This window comes from Chloroflexota bacterium, assembly GCA_014360825.1.
In the GTDB taxonomy this organism is placed as follows: Bacteria; Chloroflexota; Anaerolineae; order UBA2200; family JACIWT01; genus JACIWT01.
This window is the reverse complement of sequence record JACIWT010000004.1, coordinates 69,487-88,837: the sequence shown is the minus strand read 5'-3', so window position 1 is coordinate 88,837 and position 19,351 is coordinate 69,487. Positions and strand designations below refer to the sequence as shown.

At 59.3% G+C, this 19,351-nt stretch carries 19 protein-coding genes and 1 tRNA gene; 17 read left to right on the top strand and 3 right to left on the bottom strand.

Features of this window, described 5'->3' with window-relative positions:
- The first annotated feature begins 104 nt into the window (after positions 1-104).
- The 17 genes from H5T64_03845 to mltG all read left to right on the top strand — a co-directional run bounded on the left by H5T64_03845 (position 105) and on the right by mltG (position 15,646).
- Complete coding sequence (locus H5T64_03845; GenBank protein MBC7263474.1) at positions 105-1,070, top strand: hypothetical protein; 966 nt, start codon at positions 105-107, stop codon at positions 1,068-1,070.
- Positions 1,071-1,163: 93 nt separating this feature from the next.
- A complete protein-coding gene (locus tag H5T64_03840; GenBank protein MBC7263473.1) occupies positions 1,164-1,307 on the top strand; it encodes a thioredoxin in 144 nt (47 codons plus the stop codon).
- A 6-nt stretch (positions 1,308-1,313) separates the two neighbouring features.
- The gene (locus H5T64_03835) at positions 1,314-2,102 is read left to right on the top strand and encodes a 4Fe-4S binding protein (protein MBC7263472.1); all 789 of its coding nucleotides are present in this window, start codon (positions 1,314-1,316) and stop codon (positions 2,100-2,102) included.
- Between the two features lie 94 nt (positions 2,103-2,196).
- Positions 2,197-2,613 (top strand): demethoxyubiquinone hydroxylase family protein, encoded by a 417-nt coding sequence (locus tag H5T64_03830; protein MBC7263471.1) that lies wholly within the window; start codon positions 2,197-2,199, stop codon positions 2,611-2,613.
- A gap of 115 nt (positions 2,614-2,728) precedes the next feature.
- Positions 2,729-2,810, top strand: a tRNA-Leu gene (locus tag H5T64_03825).
- A 223-nt stretch (positions 2,811-3,033) separates the two neighbouring features.
- Positions 3,034-4,113, top strand: coding sequence for a hypothetical protein (locus tag H5T64_03820; protein MBC7263470.1), 1,080 nt, complete (start codon positions 3,034-3,036; stop codon positions 4,111-4,113).
- Positions 4,110-4,448: a hypothetical protein gene (locus H5T64_03815; GenBank protein ID MBC7263469.1), complete on the top strand. Its 339-nt coding sequence runs from the start codon at positions 4,110-4,112 to the stop codon at positions 4,446-4,448. The genes H5T64_03820 and H5T64_03815 overlap by 4 nt, the downstream gene beginning before the upstream one ends.
- A 97-nt stretch (positions 4,449-4,545) precedes the next feature.
- Entirely contained in the window at positions 4,546-5,883 is a 1,338-nt protein-coding gene (locus H5T64_03810) for a trigger factor (GenBank protein MBC7263468.1), read from the top strand.
- 28 nt (positions 5,884-5,911) lie between these two features.
- Positions 5,912-6,511: an ATP-dependent Clp protease proteolytic subunit gene (locus H5T64_03805; GenBank protein ID MBC7263467.1), complete on the top strand. Its 600-nt coding sequence runs from the start codon at positions 5,912-5,914 to the stop codon at positions 6,509-6,511.
- A gap of 1 nt (position 6,512) precedes the next feature.
- Positions 6,513-7,787: an ATP-dependent Clp protease ATP-binding subunit ClpX gene (gene clpX / locus H5T64_03800; protein MBC7263466.1), complete on the top strand. Its 1,275-nt coding sequence runs from the start codon at positions 6,513-6,515 to the stop codon at positions 7,785-7,787.
- Positions 7,788-7,931: 144 nt separating this feature from the next.
- Entirely contained in the window at positions 7,932-10,577 is a 2,646-nt protein-coding gene (gene alaS, locus H5T64_03795) for an alanine--tRNA ligase (protein ID MBC7263465.1), read from the top strand.
- Positions 10,578-10,640: 63 nt separating this feature from the next.
- Entirely contained in the window at positions 10,641-10,913 is a 273-nt protein-coding gene (locus tag H5T64_03790; protein ID MBC7263464.1) for a type II toxin-antitoxin system HicB family antitoxin, read from the top strand.
- Positions 10,891-11,121: a type II toxin-antitoxin system HicA family toxin gene (locus H5T64_03785; GenBank protein MBC7263463.1), complete on the top strand. Its 231-nt coding sequence runs from the start codon at positions 10,891-10,893 to the stop codon at positions 11,119-11,121. Before H5T64_03790 ends, H5T64_03785 begins: the two co-directional genes overlap by 23 nt.
- Before the next feature lie 123 nt (positions 11,122-11,244).
- Positions 11,245-12,531, top strand: coding sequence for a hypothetical protein (locus tag H5T64_03780; GenBank protein MBC7263462.1), 1,287 nt, complete (start codon positions 11,245-11,247; stop codon positions 12,529-12,531).
- Complete coding sequence (locus H5T64_03775) at positions 12,503-14,026, top strand: baseplate J/gp47 family protein (protein MBC7263461.1); 1,524 nt, start codon at positions 12,503-12,505, stop codon at positions 14,024-14,026. Before H5T64_03780 ends, H5T64_03775 begins: the two co-directional genes overlap by 29 nt.
- A gap of 28 nt (positions 14,027-14,054) precedes the next feature.
- Entirely contained in the window at positions 14,055-14,507 is a 453-nt protein-coding gene (gene ruvX / locus H5T64_03770; GenBank protein MBC7263460.1) for a Holliday junction resolvase RuvX, read from the top strand.
- The gene (gene mltG, locus H5T64_03765; GenBank protein ID MBC7263459.1) at positions 14,504-15,646 is read left to right on the top strand and encodes an endolytic transglycosylase MltG; all 1,143 of its coding nucleotides are present in this window, start codon (positions 14,504-14,506) and stop codon (positions 15,644-15,646) included. Before ruvX ends, mltG begins: the two co-directional genes overlap by 4 nt.
- Positions 15,647-15,889: 243 nt before the next feature.
- Here the strand turns inward: mltG and H5T64_03760 are convergent, their stop codons facing one another.
- The 3 genes from H5T64_03760 to H5T64_03750 all read right to left on the bottom strand — a co-directional run bounded on the left by H5T64_03760 (position 15,890) and on the right by H5T64_03750 (position 19,343).
- Entirely contained in the window at positions 15,890-16,171 is a 282-nt protein-coding gene (locus tag H5T64_03760) for a hypothetical protein (GenBank protein ID MBC7263458.1), read from the bottom strand.
- 390 nt (positions 16,172-16,561) lie between these two features.
- Positions 16,562-16,912, bottom strand: coding sequence for an ASCH domain-containing protein (locus H5T64_03755; protein ID MBC7263457.1), 351 nt, complete (start codon positions 16,910-16,912; stop codon positions 16,562-16,564).
- 4 nt (positions 16,913-16,916) lie between these two features.
- Positions 16,917-19,343 (bottom strand): caspase family protein, encoded by a 2,427-nt coding sequence (locus H5T64_03750; GenBank protein ID MBC7263456.1) that lies wholly within the window; start codon positions 19,341-19,343, stop codon positions 16,917-16,919.
- Positions 19,344-19,351 lie beyond the last annotated feature (8 nt).

Here is a 19,351-nt window from a genome sequence, read left to right as displayed (position 1 = left end):
CTGACGGTTCGCATTGGAATTGCCCCATTGTGATTTAGGTGTTACAATACGCTGGTAGTTCTTCTGATCGCGGACCTGCCAAATTCGGAAGGAGGAATGGAGTCATGCATAAGGACTGGATACGTGTGGTGTGGGGTCTCTTGCTCATCATCGCAGGTGTCCTAATGCTGCTGGTCACATTGGGCTATCTCGCCGAGTTGAGTTCCCTTTTCTGGGGCTTGGTCCTCGCTGGCCTCGGTGTCACATTCATGGTCACATATTTCGGCGACCGCAGCCAGTGGTGGCCGCTGATCCCAGCCGGGGCATTTCTCCCGCTGGGTCTCGGCCTCCTGTTGACCTGGATTGGCCTGCCGGACTGGTTGTTGCCGGAATTTCTGTTCCTCGGGCTGTGTGCAGCCTTCGCCACCATATACCTGTTCAACCGGCAAGAGAACTGGTGGGCACTTATCCCCGGTGGAGTGATGCTCATCTTGGCGATCATCACCCCGCTCGAGAGAGTGCTCGGTGGGGTCTGGGTCGGTGCGTTCGTGATGTGGGCCATCGCAGCAGCCTTCGGGTGGCTCTTCCTGCAGAACCGACGCCAGAATTGGTGGGCACTCATTCCCGGCGGGGTGATGGTAGTGATCGGGGTGTTGCCGCTGCTCGCCGCGGCCGGTTGGGAGAGCCTCTTGCCTGGGGCATTGTTCATCGGCATCGGTCTGGTGTTCGTGGTCCTCTATCTCCTGCGCAGCCCAGAGGTGCCCACCCACTGGGCACTGTGGGTGGCCGGGCCCATGTTTCTCTTCGGCCTGGCGCTGATCATGTTCTTGGGAGAGGGACTGCTGCGCTATTTCTGGCCCGCCCTCCTGATCCTGCTCGGGGCAGGGATGCTGGTCCGCAATCTGCTGGCCTACGGTCGGGTGTCACGCGAAGTGGGCAGGCCAACGGAGCCGCCTCCGCCGCCTGCGCCCGAGGTCCCCGTCCCGCCGGTGCCAGAAGCGCCGCCTGCGCCCGAACAGCCTCCCGTCGCCCCCGAACCAAGCGAGCCGCCGGCGACACGCGGTTCCGATCACGTGGGCGAAGAAGCATAGGTGGAAACAATAGATCCAAGCCTTGCGAAGGTTTTAGAACCTTCGCAAGGCTATTGGACAAGGCTATTGGAGCACTTCCAGAGGAGCAATGCGATGAGTAAGCAGCACCAGCGGATGGCTTTACTCCTGGTTTGGGTGGCCCTCGCCTTTCTGGCCATTGGCGTGGCTCTGGGCGACCCGGGCCGCGTGTTCGCCAACGCCACTACGTTGTGCTTCAGTTGCATCGGCCTGGAATAGGGTGAAATGAACCGGTTGGTCAGGTTCCTGCTCCGTGGGCCCCGCGCCCTGATGCAGTCCATCTCCCTCGTTGTCTTCAACTCCTATTTCTTCCAGGGTCTGAAAGGCATCCCGTGCATCGGGTTCAACTGCTACGCCTGCCCGGCCGCAGTCTTCGCCTGCCCTATCGGTTCGCTGCAACATTTCATGATTATCCGCCAGTTCCCCTTTTACCTCCTGGGAGCGCTTGGTTTGGTGGGGGCAACAGTGGGCCGGCTCTCGTGCGGCTGGTCCTGCCCGTGGGGCTTTTTCCAGGAACTGGTGTACAAACTGCCCGTGCCCAAGTGGCGTGTTTCGGCCAGGCGCTTCGGCTGGCTGCGCTATGGTTTCTTGGTCGTGGTGGCGGTCATCATTGCTTTCGCCACGGCGGAGCCGTGGTTCTGCAAACTTTGTCCGGCGGGGGCGCTGGAGGCCGGTATCCCCTGGGTCATCCTGGACGCCAGCATCCGCGCGCTGGCAGGCGGTTTCTTCGCCCTCAAGATGGTCATCCTGGTCGGGTTCTTGATCTGGTTCGCTGTCAGCAAGCGGCCCTTCTGCCGCTTCGTCTGCCCTCTGGGGGCCATCTATTCGCCCTTCAATCAGGTCAGCCACTTGGGGCTGGAGTTCCACCAGGAAGCATGCAGCGATTGCGGACTGTGCCGCGCCGTGTGCCCGGTGGACATAGATGTCACCGAAATGCCCAACTCCCCGGAGTGCATCCGCTGTATGGAGTGCGTGCGTTCGTGTCCGAGTATGGCGATTCAGGTGCGCGGGTGAGTATCAACAAACCCGTCATTGACAAAAGGAGACGGAAGCAGTAGAATATGGCTAGATCGAACAGGAGTCTGAGCCAAAAGGAAAGGAGACTGAAATGGCGAGCGAGAAACTCATGGGTCTATTGAACGACGCCATCGCGGCGGAACTGAGCGCGATCATCCAGTACATGTGGCAGCACGTGTTGGTCATCGGGAAGGAGAGTGCCGCCATCAGTGACGTGTTCGAGAAGATCTCCATCGAGGAGATGAAGCACGCCGAGGCTATCGCCGAGCGACTGGATTACCTGGGTGGCGTGCCGACTACCAAGCCGACGCCCATCCAGGTGGGTGAAACGTTGGAGGAGATGCTCCAAAACGACGTAGCAGCCGAAGAAGGGGCCATCAAGATGTATCGCGGCATCGTCGAGATGGCTGAGGCAGAGAAGGACTACACCACCCGCGAACTGTTCCTCGACATCCTGGCCGACGAAGAGGATCACCACAACACCTTCACCACCCTGCTCGGTAAGTAGCGAATACCGGCGCAGAGGCCCGTCCCCTCCCGGACGGGCCTTTTTGTCTGGCGGTGTTTTGACAAACACCTTGAAGTTCTTATAATAACCGCCGAGCGGCAATAGTCCGCGGTGTGGGGAAGTGTCGGAAGTGGCAGACGAGCGTGACTTAGGATCACGTGGAGCAATCCGTGAGAGTTCGAGTCTCTCCTTCCCCATTGTAGGGCAAATTGGCAATTTGCCCTACCGGCAAGGCACAGAGGTGCTGGTTCGGATGAACCAGCGCAATCTGTGTTAGGGAGATAGCGACCGCAGATCTAACCACGAAGCCGCGAAGACACTAAGTGGAACGAAAAGTCACGGATCTTTGAGCCTTTGTGGTAGATGAATGCTTGCCCTTTTGATCTCACATGCGAATCGAGACCAATTAGAGAAGGTTATATGGAGGCCCATCAGACGCCTAATAAAGAGACCGAAAGGGAGATCAAAGTACACGAATCTGAGATAGAAGACGTTTTTGTTATCTATCCCAACATCCTTGCCCAGTTGCTCACCTGGGATCACGAATTGAGTTTGGTAGCAAGGCAACTACCGTTACCATCCGGGCGGCTTGATTTATTGTTCGTGTCTCGGAACCAGCTATTCTTAGTTGAGTTGAAAGTAGATCTCTTTAGACGGGAATTTGCTGATCAAATTGCTGGATACAAAAGCGACCTGATACAACTCCAAAATACTAATAACCTTGTGCAAGGGGACATAAATGCAATACTATTGGTAACGAAATATAGTCGAGATGACGCTCGCATCTGTACCGAGAGGGACATACGTTTGATACGCTATGACCCTGAAGCAGTTTTAAAGAGTTTTTATAGCCAGATGGCAGGTGTTTCCGGATTCTTAACTATTCGCCCTGTAGACCTGGGAGTTTGGCACATACATGTAATTAACAGAGTTTTATATACTCTTCCGGAGCAGAACACCATCGAAGAGTTATCCCAAACAATAGGTATCGCCTCAAACACAGTGAGAAACCATCTTAGGTTTGGAGAGCAGTTGGGACTTGTTCGTAGATATGGCAAGAGGTACTTCCTCACTGATTTAGGGGTTTCTTATGTTAGGCTACGCGATGAGTCGCTCACATCATATCAATTGTCTAATGAACAAATGGACCTACTACGGAAGAGCATCGTCCGCGATCCATTCTCCTCGAGTATAGTGTTTGGCATATATAGTTTGGTAGAGGCGATCTTTGTGTTGGCACGAAACTCCTACCCAGTAACAATGCAAGACCTGATACCTTACTTTCGGGAGAGTGTGGGCAAGAGATTCGACTGGTCTACTGAGCGATCTGCTTTCCTTGGGACTAACGCCTTTTCAAATTTCGCTACAGAGTTAGGCCTGATCGCGATGATAGGTAACAATCTGATGTTAACGCCAGCGGGTTTCAGGTTTGTTATCATGTTACAATTACACAAAGGAATAAGGATTGTGGATTCCCTCGGACCAGGAGAACTGTCATGATCAAAGTGAAGTTGCCGTTTAAACATAAATGTTTTGATGGCGAGAATGTCTGGGTGAAGCCATTAAGCGAGGACATTGGAGAAATCTGCAACCTCCCCTACTTTGCCATAAAATTCAAGTACAAAGACGTGATCAGATTTGATCCCGAAACCGGGGAATTCGCTGAGAAGGTTGCTGATGGCGGCTTCACAAGAACAAAGTTTTACCAATATAAAGGGAGGTTTTCAAAGGAACGGACCTATTGGGAGTCAAGAGGATACGTCGTCGAGAATTTTCTCCCAGGTATATTGGGCGTTACACGAAAACGGAAAAGAGGTAAGCGCGCCGGTGGATGAATCCACCGGCTCACCCGATAAAGTCCCTTCGGGACTGGACATGATGGGCCTGCCAATTTATTTGCAGGCGACAGATCTTTAGCGAAAGAGGTGCTTCTTGAAAGTTACATCCGAGAAAGTTGGCTCATGTGAATATCGTTTGACCATCGAGGTGGAACCCGAGCGACTCCAGGAACCACTCCGCCAGGCCGCACGCCAGATCAATCAGCGCCGGCCCATACCCGGCTTCCGCCCCGGCAAGGCCCCCTATGAGATCGTGGTGCGCACTTTCGGCAAGGAGGCCATCTACGACGCCGCGCTGGATGCCATCGCACCCGATCTCTACGAGGAGGCCATCCAGCAGAGTGGTCTGGAGCCGTATGCCCTCCCGCGCCTGGAATTGGAGAGCATCGAGCCGCTGATCCTGAAGGCCACAGTGGCCGTCCAACCAGTCGTCACCTTGGGCGACTATCGCAGCATCCGTATGACACCGGAGAAAGTAGTGGTGCAGCCTCAGCAGGTGGCCCAAGCGCTGGCCAATCTCCAAGAGGAGCAGGCGGAGTGGGTGCCTGTAGAGCGCCGAGCGGCGAATGACGACCTGATTGTCATAGACATGCAGGGGCAGAAAAGCGATGGCACCGTGGTGAATCAGGAGAGTGAGGAGATCATCCTCTCGGAGGAACTATCGCCGCCCGCTTTTCGGGAAGGATTGATCGGCCTGGCCGCTGGCGATGAGAAGGACCTCGCCATTCAGTACCCAGAGGATTTTGACAACCCGGCCCTGGCGGGACAGGAGGTACGTTTCCACATCCGAGTCCAGGCCGTGAAAGAGAAACGCTTGCCCCCGCTCGACGATGACTTCGCCAAAGCAGTCGGGGAACACGAGACCCTGGAACAGTTGCGAGAGACGCTGCGATCGAGGCTCCAAGCGCAGTTAGAGGCAGAGTCCGAGCGCGAGTTCGAACTGAACGTGCTCGACGCGGCGGTGAACCAAGCACAGTTGGAATACCCTGGTTTGGCAGTAGAGCGTGAACTCGACCACATGATCGAGGACTATAAGAGGCGGGTTACTCGCCAGGGCTTGCCCTGGGAGAACTACCTGAGCCTCATCAAGCAGACCGAGGAGGGCCTGCGGGAGAGCATGCGCGAGACAGCCGAACGGCGGCTGCAGCGCGCTCTAGTGCTGGGGAAAATCGCCGAAATCGAAGGCATCGAAGTAACCGACGAGGATGTAGACGTCGAAATCAACCAGCGCGCCGAACCATTCGGGGAAAACGCCGACCGCATGAGCAAGTTGCTCCGCAGCGAGTCACTCCTCCCTCTAATCCGCAGCGATCTGTTCACACGCAAGACCATCGAACGGCTGGTCCAGATCGCCAAGGGCGAGGCTCCCGAATTGCCGGCCCAAGCCCCGGCAGAGACCAACAGTAGCGAAGAGACGAAAGAGAAAGACTGAATAGGAGCTATGTAAAATGGCGAGTGAAATGTATGAATTGATCCCAATGGTGATTGAATCCACCGGGCGCGGCGAGCGCGCCTATGACATCTATTCTCTCCTGCTCAAGGAGCGCATCATCTTCCTGGGCAGTCCCATTGATTTCAATGTGGCGAACTTGGTAGTAGCGCAACTCCTTTTCCTGGAGCGGGAAGACCCGGAGAAAGAGATCTCCCTCTACATCCACTGCCCGGGCGGCATCATCTACGCCGGCCTGGCCATCTACGATACCATGCAACTCATCCGCCCGCCGATCTCCACCATCGCCGTAGGCGCGACGGCCAGCATGGGCACCGTGCTCCTGGCGGCGGGCACCAAGGGTCGGCGCTACGCCCTGCCCAACGCCACCATTCACATGCACCCCGCCGGCGGTGGGATGCAGGGCTATGCCCCAGACATCGAGATCCAGGCCAAAGAGGTCATGCGCATGCAGAAGAAACTGCAGGAGATCATGGCCCTGCACACCGGCCAGAGCGTGGAGAAAATCAGCCACGATTTCGACCGCGATTACTACATGGATGCCGAGAGCGCGGTGGAGTACGGCATCGTAGATGCTGTGCTCACCAGGTCGGAGAAAAAGGAGTCCTAACATGGCGCAGAAAAACAGCGGCGTTCGGTACTGCTCGTTTTGCAACCGCCCGGAATATGAGGTGGGACGCCTCGTCGTTGGCCCGAAATCCGTGTTCATCTGCGAGGAGTGCGTGTCCCTGTGCAAAGAAATCCTGGAAGAGGATGCCCTGGAAAAGCCGGTGCTGGGCGAGGACCCATTTGTCCGCATCCCCCCGCCGAAGGAAATCTACGACCAACTGAACGAATATGTGGTGGGGCAGGAGCGAGCCAAGAAGGTGCTCTCGGTAGCCGTCTACAACCACTACAAGCGGGTGGTGGCAGGACGACGACTGGGTGACGTGGAACTGCAGAAGAGCAACATCCTGCTCATCGGCCCCACCGGCTGTGGCAAGACCCTTCTGGCCCAGACGTTAGCCCGCATCTTAGACGCGCCATTCTGCATCGCTGACGCCACCACTCTGACCGAAGCGGGCTATGTGGGCGAGGACGTGGAGAACATCCTCCTGCGACTCATCCAGGCTGCTGACTACAACCTGGCCCGGGCAGCCAAGGGCATCGTTTACATTGACGAGATAGACAAGATCGCCCGCAAGTCCGGCGATAGCCCTTCCATCACCCGCGATGTTTCCGGTGAGGGTGTACAGCAGGCGCTGCTCAAGATCCTGGAGGGCACGGTCGCCAACGTCCCGCCACAGGGTGGGCGGAAGCACCCGCACCAGGAGTTCATCCAACTGGATACCACCGACATCCTGTTCGTGTGCGGGGGCGCATTCCACGGTCTGGAGGATATCGTGGCCGAGCGCGTCGGCACGCGGCGTCCTCTTGGCTTCCGGGGTGACACGGGAGAGAAAACCGAGTGGACAGCAACGGAACTCTTGCGCCGCGTTACCTCCGAAGATTTGCTCCGGTTCGGTCTGATCCCCGAATTCGTGGGCCGTCTGCCTGTGGTAGTGAGCGTCGAGCCGTTGGATGAAGAGAAGATGATCCGCATCCTCACTGAGCCGAAGAACTCCATCGTCCGACAGTTCCAGGCCCTCTTCGCCCTCGATGGGGTGAAGCTAGTGTTCACGGAGGACGCGCTGCGAGAGGCCGCCCGCGAAGCAATGACCTACAAGATGGGTGCGCGCGGCCTGCGCACGATCATCGAGGAGACCCTGTTGGATGTGATGTACGAGATCCCGTCACGCCACGATGTGAAGGAATGCGTGATTGACGCCGAGACCATCCGCCGGCGTCAGGTGACCAGCCTGAAGCCTATGGACGCGACTGATTGGCCATTGCAGGAGACCGCCTAAAGCCCAACAAGGTTCACCGCTGAGGGCGCGGAGTTCGCAGAGATTAATAATGATGAAACTCAGCGGTCTCGGCGCTCTCTGTGGTTTCGATAGATGTTCTCAGCCAGAGCCATTTGCTAACTGCCCTGAGCAGGGAGTACCACAATGAAGACCAGCACCGAGATCCGAAAAGCATTTTTGGATTATTTTGCCAGCAAGGGCCACACCGTGGTCCCCAGTTCTTCCCTTGTCCCCGCCAACGATCCCACCCTCCTTTTCACCAACGCGGGGATGGTGCAATTCAAGGATATCTTCACCGGAGTGGAAAAGCGGGAGTACTCGCGCGCTACCACGGCTCAGAAGTGCATGCGCGTGAGCGGCAAGCACAACGACCTGGAGAACGTTGGCCCCTCGCCCCGCCACCACACTTTCTTCGAGATGTTGGGCAATTTCTCCTTCGGGGACTATTTCAAGCGCGAGGCCATCGCCTACGCCTGGGAATGCCTCACCCAGGTGTATGGACTCTCGCCGGACCGGCTCTACGCCACCATCTACGAGCAGGACGACGAGGCGGCAGCACTATGGCAGGAAGTCGCTCACCTCTCACCGGAGCGAATCACGCGAATGGGCAAGGACAGCAACTTCTGGGCCATGGGCGATACCGGCCCGAACGGCCCTTGCTCCGAGATCATCTACGACCGGGGGAAGCAATATTGTACCTGTGGCCGCCCCGATTGCTCTCCGGCTCACGATTGCGAGCGTTGGTGGGAACTCTGGAACCTGGTCTTCATGCAATACGAGACCCTGCCCGATGGCACGACCCGCGATCTACCCAAGCCCAGCATTGACACTGGGATGGGTATGGAGCGCCTGACAGCCATCCTGCAGGGCGCAGACAGCAACTATGACACCGATCTTTTCCTGCCCATTATGGACCGGGTGCAGGAATTGCTGGGCGACAGTGATGCGGAGCGGGCCCGCAAGTACGTCTCCTATCGCGTTATCGCCGACCACGCCCGGGCCACTGCCTTCCTCATCGCCGACGGGGTCTTGCCCGGCAACGAAGGGCGCAATTACGTGCTGCGACTCATCCTGCGCCGGGCCGCCCGTCATGGCAAAATGATCGGCTTCGAGGGCCCGTTCATGGCCAAGGTCATCGAGCCGGTCATCGAGGTGATGGGCAGCCATTATACGGAGCTGGTGAAGGCACGTGAGTTCATCCTGGAGGCGGTTACCCAAGAGGAGGAGCGTTTCCTGCAAACGCTCAGCGTGGGTCTGACTCTATTGGATGAAACCATCGCCGAGGTGAAGGCGGCGGGCGGCCGCACCATCCCCGGCCCAACCGCCTTTCGCCTCTATGACACATACGGTTTTCCCCTGGACCTGACCAGGGATGTGGCGAAGGAACACGGTTTGACGGTGGATGAAGCGGGTTACCAGGCTGCGCTGGAGGAACAGCGCGCCCGTGCCCGGGCAGCACAACAATTTGCTGCCGCCGAGGAAGCAGAGCGCTACCGTGGGATGGGTCTGCCGCCGACCCTCTTCAGTGGCTACGAGACGTTGGAGGATCAGGGCGTAGTGCTGGCCCTGGTGGTAGAAGGGCGACCGGTGGAGCAGGCTAGTGCTGGCCAACGCGTCGAGGTCGTTTTGGATAAGACACCCTTCTACGCCGAGGCGGGCGGTCAGGTGGGCGACACGGGCGTGTTGGAGAGCCCATCGGGCCGGGTGGTGGTGGAAGACACCCGCCGACCCCTGCCCGACGTAACCGTTCACTATGGCCACGTCGCCGATGGCACTATCCGCACTGGTGAGCAGGTAACAGCCAAGGTGGATCGCGAGCGGCGGCTGGACATCGCCCGCAATCATACCGCCACCCATCTCTTGCATCGGGCGCTGCGCACCGTGCTGGGCGACCACGCCCGGCAAGCCGGGTCCCTGGTGGCCCCCGATCGCCTGCGCTTCGACTTCACCCACTTGCGTCCGGTTACGCCGGAACAGTTGCGGGCAGTGGAAGACATTGTGAACGCCGCCATTCGAGACAACCTGCCGGTGATAGCCCAGACCATGCCCTACGACCAGGCCATTCGTGCTGGCGCGGTAGCCCTATTTGGCGAGAAGTATGGGGATGTGGTGCGCATGGTGGAGACAAGCGGGTTCAGTCGTGAATTGTGCGGGGGAACGCATCTCCGCGCCACTGGCGAGATCGGCGCATTCTATATCGTCAGCGAATCCAGCATTGGCTCTGGGCTGCGGCGCATCGAGGCGGTGACTGGGCGCGGCGCACAAGAGTACGTGCGCGCACGCTTGGGCATCCTGGAGAAAGCTGCCACAACCCTGGAGTCCACGCCCGACGACCTGGCCCAGAGAGTCGAGGCGCTGGCCCAGCAATGGCGCGAGGCGCAGCGCGAGATCGCGGACCTGCGCCGCCAGTTGTCCCGCTTCCAAGCCAGAGCATTGCTCGCGGATGTCCACAAGGTCGGCGGAATCCAAGTCCTTGCCGCGCGGGTGGAGGCAGCGAGCATGGAAGGTTTGCGGGAATTGAGCGATTATTTGCGGGACCAAATGGGTTCCGGGGTCATCGTCCTGGGGGCTGCTATCCACGATAGGCCCGCGCTGGTGGCAGTGGTTACGCCCGACCTGGTGCAACGCGGGTTGGATGCGACGGCCATCGTGCGCCAGGTGGCGAAGATTGTCGGCGGCAGCGGTGGAGGCCGGCCCACACTGGCCCAGGCTGGCGGCCACGATCTAAGCCGCCTCGACGAGGCGCTGGGCAGGGTGGAGAAAATTGTGGGTGAGGCAGTAGGGGCATAACATGCTCTGTTGTCCATGGTAGGGAACAAATTTGAGGCCTGTTCCCTAGTTCGGAGGTATGTAATGACAAGACGCTACATCTTGAGCGAATATGTGGATCAGGCGATGGCGCAAGCCCTCTACGACAAACTGGAAGATGGCACATTTGCGGGCCGAATTCCATCCTGCAAAGGTGTTGTAGCATTCGGGGCCACGCTGCGGGAATGCGAGGAGGAATTGCGTTCCACGCTGGAGGACTGGATTCTACTTGGCCTTAAATTAGGGCATCCGCTGCCGGTGATCGGGAGCATTGATCTAAACAAGGAGCCGATTCGTGAACCGGTGGACACCATGTAAACGCCGGGATTTCATTCGAAGATTACGTCAACTGGGTTTCGATGGCCCCTTTTCTGGAACCAGGCATCAGTTTATGGTTTATGAACAACATCGGCTGGCTCTCCCTTCTAATGTCGAGTTCTCTGTACCGCAATTGCGAATGATGCTTCGGGAAGTAGCGGAAATCATGGGCCGTGAGATCACAGTTGAGGAATGGGATCGTCTGTAGATACGCAGACGGAATCGTCATCGCCCGCGCAGGCGGGCGACCGGCGCGTAGGGGCGCACAGCCGTGCGCCCCGTAGCCGCAGATTCCATAACGAATGGCGGGATGCGATAGGATACAAATAGCGTGCTAAGACATCCAAAACTCAGGGACAATCGCACACCAGAGCGCTACCGCAGTGCCCTATACCTCACTGCGGAGGGCGTGACCGCCCTGGTCGTGGAGAGACGTGGTGACACGGCCGTCGTGTGGGGCAGTGCTCACAGGACATGGCCGCCGGACGAGGCTGCCAGCGAACTCGCCGTCGCCGTCTCGGTCTGCGATGAGGCTCTCTGCGCCGCCGAGGATATGACGGCCGAGACTGCCGGGCGCAAGATAGTGCCCGACGCCGTCCTCATCGCTGTGCTGCCCCACGACCTCTATACGGCGCGCGGCAGCGCGCGAACCCGCCGCGCCGACCCGTCACGCCCGGTGGACCAGGAGGAGGCCCGCCGCCTCCTCTCCCGGGCCTGGCAAGTGGCCCGGCAAAAGACCCGTCCCCTGAACCGCACCACCCCATCAGCGTCGGAGACGCCGGATTTGGATGTGGTGGATGTGGTCGAGAGCCTGACGGTAGACGGATTGCAGGTGAATGGCCCCGTTGGCCTACATGGCCGGGAGTTGGCAGCCGAGATCTTCGTCACCCTGGCCCCGGCCGACGAACTCGCCACCCTGCGCAATCTGGCCACGGCCCTCGAACTGGATGAGCCAGCCTTCGTGTCCTGGCCCTTTGCCCTGGGGCAGAGTTTGCCACAGCGGGACGCCCTCCTGATTGCGCTGGGGGCCGCAGGACATCAGGTCGTCTTGGTGCACGGGGGCCGGCCAGTGGATATGGCTGCCGGGCCGGGCGGAGAGCGGGCACTGGTGTCTACCTACGACGAGGCTGTTCGATCGAACACGCCTTTAGGAGCACTGTCTAACGACCTGGCGGCTGCGTTGCGGGCCTATCAGGGGGGCGAACTGCGAGAACCAGAGATGAAGGTGTGGAGGCGAGCGTTTCGATCGAGTGCCGACCATTGGGTGCAGGACATCGTTGCCACCATTGAGGTGTTGGAGAGCGAGGGTCCGTTCCCGGCCATTTTTCTCCAGGGATGGGGATGGGCTTACCCCGAGGTAGTGGCAGCGCTGCGCGATGCCCTGAGTCAAAAGGGCATCTGCCAACCGTGCCCCATCCCTCGCATCCTATCGGCGCGGGACGTCCCTGCTGTCCTGAACCGGGCAGATCAGACTGAGGACGTCATCCTCTGGGCATTGGCCCGGTCGGCGGCATTCAATCCATCGGAGAGCACGCTCCTTCGTCAAGCGATAGGACAACTTTCGTACCGACGCGTGGGGAGTAGCATTCTTGAAGCAAGTCATCCAAGTCGAACCTAACGATACAATCGCCGTCATCCGCAACAAATTGGAGGAGGCGCAGTCATCTGAGGTTCTGTTGGTCGTACCCGCAGAGAACGAGGCTCTGCGCAATTTGGTCTACCTGAAACTGCTGCGGCGCTACGCCGACAACCTGGCCCTCAGTCTGGCGCTGGTGGTCGAGGACGCCACCACCCGCACCTTGGCGCGGGAAGCAGGGATTGTGTTAGCGCCCTCGCCGGAGAAAGGGCAGTCTTTGGACATCCGCGCCCTCGAGCGCCGCTTGCTCGGTCGCCGCAAGAAAGTGGAATTGCCCGCGGAGGAGAGAAGAGCAGCGGCGGCTTTGGAGCGTGAGGAGGTCCTGACTCCGCGACGCAAGGCTGCGAACTGGCAGCGCCTGGCTCTGAGCGGGGCTTTGTTCATCATCCTCCTTGCCGCGGTCGCCCTCGCCGTGCCCAGCGCGACCGTGCGCCTGACGCCGGCTACCACTCCGGTGGAAGGCGAGATGGAGATCGTGGCAGTGAAAGACCTCTCGGAGATCAATTACGGCACCGCCGAGATACCGGCACGGACGGTCTCGGTGGAGATCGAGGGGCAGGATCGGATCGCCACGACAGGTCGGCGCGATGTGCCAGACACCCGCGCCCAGGGCATCGTCGTCCTCACCAACAAGACTCCCCAGGCTATCACCGTCACTAAGGGCACTATCGTCTGCACCACTGCTGGCACCAACGTGCGCTTCTACACCATCACCGATGTGGGCCTGCCACCCACCCAAGGCACTTCTTTTGGCACTGCCCGCGTCGGAATCGTGGCGATGGAGCCAGGCCCATCCGGAAATGTGGGGGCACTGACCATCAACAAGGTAGAGGGAGAACTGGAATTCTTGGTGGACGTGCTGAACGAGGCGCCCACCACGGGCGGGGCAGTCAAACGTGTGTCCGTGGTCGCCAACGACGATAGAAGCCGGCTCCAAGCCCAACTGGTGAAACGCCTGCAAGAAGAAGCCTACAACAAACTGGTCTCGGAACTGAAGGGGTATGAGTTCATTCCGCCGGGATCCCTACAGGTGACGGTTCTCTCGGCGGAATTCGACAACGCGGTGGACGCCGTTACGGAAACGTTAGGCATGCGGGCAGTGGTGCGCGTGACCGGCCTGGCAGTGGATCAGCAGAGCGCCGAAGCCCTCATCACCCGGCTGCTGGAGACCAAGTTGCCGTCGGGATATCAACTCCTGCCGGATGAAACCCAGTTTCAGCGGGGTGATATTTTGAATGCTACACCTGAGCGAGTGAGATTCGTCCTGCGGGCCAACGGCCTGGCTGCACCGCGGCTGGACATAGGCAAAGTCAAAGCCACTATCCGGGGCAAAGGGATCGAGGCTGCCGTAACCGCCTTGAAACGCACCCTGACTTTGGCCTCGGAACCGCAGATTGAGGTGAGCCCGACCGGGTGGAAGTGGGTGCCCTGGTGGGATGCCCGCATTCGGATCGAACAGGTGGCGAGCGAGAAATGAGAAGCATCTCGGCGCGAGGGCAATGTCCATGCGGGTGATGGCTTTGGACGTGGGTCAGCGGCGGATCGGCGTGGCCCTGAGCGACCCCACAGGCACGTTGGCCCACGCCCTGATGGTCATAGACCGGCGGAGCAAGAGAGAAGATAGCGCCGCCATCCAGGAGTTGGTGACGCTGCACGACGTGGGAGTCATCGTCGTCGGCTACCCGCGTAATATGAACGGGACGGCCGGCCCCCAAGCGGAGGCGGTGGCCCGTTTCGCTGCCGCCCTGGAGAGAGCGGTTTCGGTGCCGCTCGTTTTCTGGGATGAGCGACTGACCACCCGCCGGGCCGAGCAACTGATGCATGAGGCGGCTCACAGACCCCCGAAAGTGCGCCATTGGGCGGATGCAGTGGCCGCAGCAGTGATCTTGCAGGAATTCCTTGACGCGGGAGGCGCCAAGGGCTTGAGTTCCACTACCGAGCGAGGAGGAGACCCTTGAGCAGCGAATATCGAGGCACCATACACATCCTGACCTTTGTCCTGGGCGTGGTGCTCATCTTGGCCATGGCCTTGGGCATCGTGTGGTTTGTGAGGCGCGAACTCACGAACGCATCGGCTTCCGGTGAGGCCGTAGATCTCACCTCGCTGGAGAAAACACTGCTGGGACTCTACCTGAGTTTTCACCAGCAGGAGATCGAGACGCCCGTGAGCAGCGATGCCACGCCCGTGGAGTTCACTATCCAACCGGGCGAATCCGTTACTTCGATCGCCGAGCGGCTGGAGAGCAAGGGCCTGATCAAAGACGCGCAACTGTTTCGCCTGGCACTACGCTACTGGGGCGTGGATGCCCAGATCGAGGCCGGGGACTATCGGCTGCGGCCCAATATGACCATGGCCGAGATGGCTGCGGAGTTGCAGCACGGTCGCCTGCGATCCAAAGTGGTAACGATCAAGGAGGGTCTCCGGGCCGAGGAGGTGGCGCATCTCTTAGCCTCCGAGGGGCTGGTCTCACAAGAGGAATTCATCACCCTGGTCCGCCAAGGCCAGTTTGACTACGATTTCCTGGCCCGGCCCGCCGATGCTCCGGATGGACTCGAGGGTTTCCTCTTCCCCGATACCTATGAGTTCCCAGCCAACGCTTCCGCGCGGGATATCATCGAGACAATGTTGCGCAACTTCGACCGGCGATTTACCCTGCAGATGCGCCAGCAAGCCCTGGACCGCAATATGAGCATCTATCAGGTGATAACGCTGGCCTCCATCGTGGAGCGGGAGGCCGTGTTGGACGAGGAGAGGCCCATCATCGCCAGCATTTACTTCAACCGGCTGAAGGCCGGTATGTACCTCCAGGCGGACCCCACCGTGCAGTATGCTAAGGGTTTCGATGAGAAGACGGGTCGCTGGTGGGCACCGATGCTGCAGGAGGAAGCGAACACCATAGAGTCGCCGTATAACACCTTCTTACACCCGGGGCTGCCGCCAGGACCCATCTGCAGTCCGGGCCTGGCTGCCATCCAAGCCGTCCTCCAGCCTGCCGACACCGACTACCTCTTCTTCTTCAGTAAGGGCGACGGGTCCCACGCCTTCGCCTCAACCTACGAGGAACACCTGGAGAACTGGCGCAAGTACCAGCAGTAGAGCCCACTCTGTGGGAGCAATCTCCAGATTGCGATTATCACGTCGCCGTCTGGAGACGGCTCCCACAATTTATGTCAAATGCTATTTCCCCCCCATGCCCACTGCATGATAGTCGAGGAGGCGGAAGTCTTACCCCACGTACGTTAGCGAATCGGTTCCTTGATGATGATCGGCAGATAGAGGTGTATGGGTGTGCCAGTGGGGGCAGGAGTATGGGTGGGCATGGGGGTGGGAGCACGGCGTCTATCCCAGAAGTTGTTGTCGGTCAGAGTCCCGTTGAGGCCAACGTACGTGTATCGTATCCAGTTGAGAGTCATCACCGTGCCACCTATGGACGTGGCCATGGCAGAGATATAATCTGCCGGGGACTATCTCATAGACATGGCCCTCCAGCACCTTGACTGAAGCGGCAGCGGGCGCATCCCTGACCGCCTCTGCGCCCGGCATTGCCGCCAGCCAGGCGCTCCCAATGGCCAGTATCATGGCGACGAGCGAGAGCGTAATGCGAACCCGGCGCGTATCCATGGGATAACCTCCTGTGCCATTGTAAAGACGCACAAATCTCATTCGTAGGGGTACGCCTGCCGCTCGTCGCCTATCGTGATCGGCCCCACGTCACCAGGGCGTCTATATTGTAACACCCATCTTTACGAAAGACAAGCAAGCGCGAGGCACACCTTGCCCTTAGAACACCCACCCTCCCGCAGGTTTCAGAACCTGCGGGAGGGTATCCCTGCTTAGGTTTACCGAGTGAACTGCCGCATCATTATTGGCAGATAGATGCGGCGGACGCAGGACCCAATTAACGTCCCCGTGATGGCGACGTTGTTTCCCGGATTGGGATCGGAGACATCGCTGCGCCCCTCGACCCGGTTGTAGATGACGCCGCACTGTAACGATCCGGAACCCCCGCCACTAAATATCGGGGATCTCAACCCATATCCTCGCCCCTCTGGGATGCTCATACGGAAACGGTTCCGCAAGCGCCTTTGGATCGGCGAGAATCCAAGCGTATTTGTCGCGGTAAGGGAGGTTGTAGAATGCACTGGGTGGCATGCAGTGCTTGGCAACATTTGCTCTGAACTCGTCGAACGCTAGTGGCCCGCGGGCATTCACGATCTCCACCGTCCCAACCACCAGCCTAGATCCGCTTCGAACAAGGCCGATGCGTTCTCGTATGTTACAATTGCTGCCCCGGATCTCCCAGGTCTTGCGCCCTTCCAGGATCAGGTTTATCCACGGTTCGCGGATCACTAACGCGCGCATGTCCTTACTCCCCTCCGCCCTCGTGGAACACCCAGGCAGTCCAGGGAGAGACAGGCAACAGACCCTTGCCAGGCTCGACCAGGAGGGGTGGTAGTTCAGCATCCTGCTGCGCGTACCACTCGTACAGGATGCGAAATCCCTCGGCAAACACCGGCAAGCCTTGCTCCAGGGCGTGAGCGTAATGTTCGCCCCTTCTCTCCGGTTCGCACAATCCAGCAAGGATATGACTATCCGGTAATCCGCTGAAGAACCTGAGCATGTTGCGCAACGCAGATGGTTCAGGGTAGTTAGGGCCAGGGCCTGGCAGTGGATGGCCGATGTAACGCTGCTGGTTACCAGTGCGGATGAGGGAATAGCCAGCAAGACAGCCCAGAAGTGGATCCAACCACTTGCCGTAGAGCAATATGTCTAGGTCCTGGTAGTTAGGGATTTGCTGCCCATTGGCGTAGTAGCGCTGGGCGATCTCGAGGCGCCGGATATTGGAGGGCATCTCGAGCAGGTATTCGGGCACGGGTGTTGGTTGGGGCAATGGTAATAAGTACTGTTGGACTGCAAACTCGCCACCCTCTTCGGCCACAGCGACGAGCACGGTGATCCGGCCCAGCAAGCCGACCAGTGCATAACGCGTGGGTGCGAAGCCAGGCAAATCCAACTCCAGGGTCAACGGGCCCGGCTGAATCTGGAAGCGACGCTGACCTGCCACGCTGAACTCCGGGAGAACCGCAAAACCACCCTGATCCATCACCTGCCCTTGGTAGCCACGGGCCACAAGTTGTCCCTCGCTGAGGAATTGTGCTGTGCTCACGCCTGGCGCTGGCCGATCCCCTCCGACACCGATCAGGACCAGGCATCCCGAGCCACTTTCGGGTATGCCCTCAAAGCGCTGGATGCCGAGGTTTCTCAGTCTCTCAAACCCCTCCCAAGGCCAAAGGGCAGCGAAGGCAGCAAAACTCAATAGTGAGGCCAAAGTTGGCTTGGCCACATCGCCGAGGTGTTCGGAAGGGTGGGTGACGGAGATACCGAGTTCGTCCAGCATGCGTATCTGGTGAGAGCCGATTTGGGGAGGGGGCGAATCCATGCTCACGATCGTAGTTTGGTCGGGCAGCACCTCCGCTGTCTTTTGCCTGACAGTGCCCTCGGGCAGAACCAACTGGACCTGATATACGCCAGGGGGGAGGGCTTGGTGCCAACTGCCGGGGCCAGACCAGATCAACCGACGGTCCGCATCCCGAATCACCACAATCGCGTTCTCATCCTGCACAAAGATCACCAACCTACTCCATGGCTTAGGCTCGACAGTCTGCTCAGAGGTAGGCGCTGCCGCAGGCTCCAGTTTCCAATCCACTTCCTGCGGCTCGTAGAAAGAGAAAGCCTCTCGCCTGGGTTTATACCCCTCTGCTTGCGCGAAAAGCGAGTAGTCCCCTGGCAGGAGTTGAAATTGGCAGGGCAAAGGCACGGGCGGCGGCACCCGGTCAATAACCTCAAACCGCTGGCGTCCCTGGAAATACTGAAGTGCCTGAATCTCGCCACTCTGCCGCGCGGCGGACGGTCGCACGCGCACACGGATGGGGACTCGGCTCACCTCTTCCCCCGAGAAAGCGACCAGGACTGGATCCTCTGCACCTCCTTGGATTTGCTGCTGTGGGATTTGCACATACCGCTGCCAATCCCTCGGCCGGCGACGCTCCACCTCTTGCTGGACCCGTGATTTCACACACGCCACCAGACTGGAAAAGCGGACCTCGTAACACGTGTTCGCCTGCGACCAGACGATGGCCGGGCCTTTCCCCTTGAGCCCATCGAGGAGGGCGGTGGCGAACACGCCCCGGCCCCGCGTTTCCTCGTACGCGCTGTGACCGGGTGAAGTCGCGTAGAGGATGTATTGGGCACTGCGCGAACCCGGTTCGGTGCGCCCGGGAATCCAGGGCCCCACCGATCTGCCAACGGCAGGCTTGAAGTCCTCCAGTTCAAAGTCGCGGCAGGCATCAATGAAGAAGAACTGCTCGGCTGGGTCCACGTTGGCGAAAGGGGGGAAAACATCCGAGAAGCCGATCAGGAGGCGGGAATCCATCCTGATGGATTCCACGTCAGCAGGGATCATGACGGGTTCCAGCGGCCCCCCATAACTGACGTCGGGGGCCGATAGACCGTGGCCCGCGAAGTAAAAATACAGCCGATCGGCACCCTGGGCTAAGCCTTCCTGGAACTCCTGGATGGTCTCCACAATGTGGCGCGAAGTTGCCTCCTTGTAAGGCAAGTGGGTCGCGTTTGCCTGCGTTGGGCTCAGGAGAAGACGCAGGTTCTCAAACGCGACACCTCCTGGCCCCAGCGCCCATTCGGTGAAACGCAAGGCGTCACTCACGGCAGCGGTGAGGTTCCAGGCCGGATTGGCATAGGCATCTATGCCGATCACCACAGCAAAGCGCGACATCTCGCCCC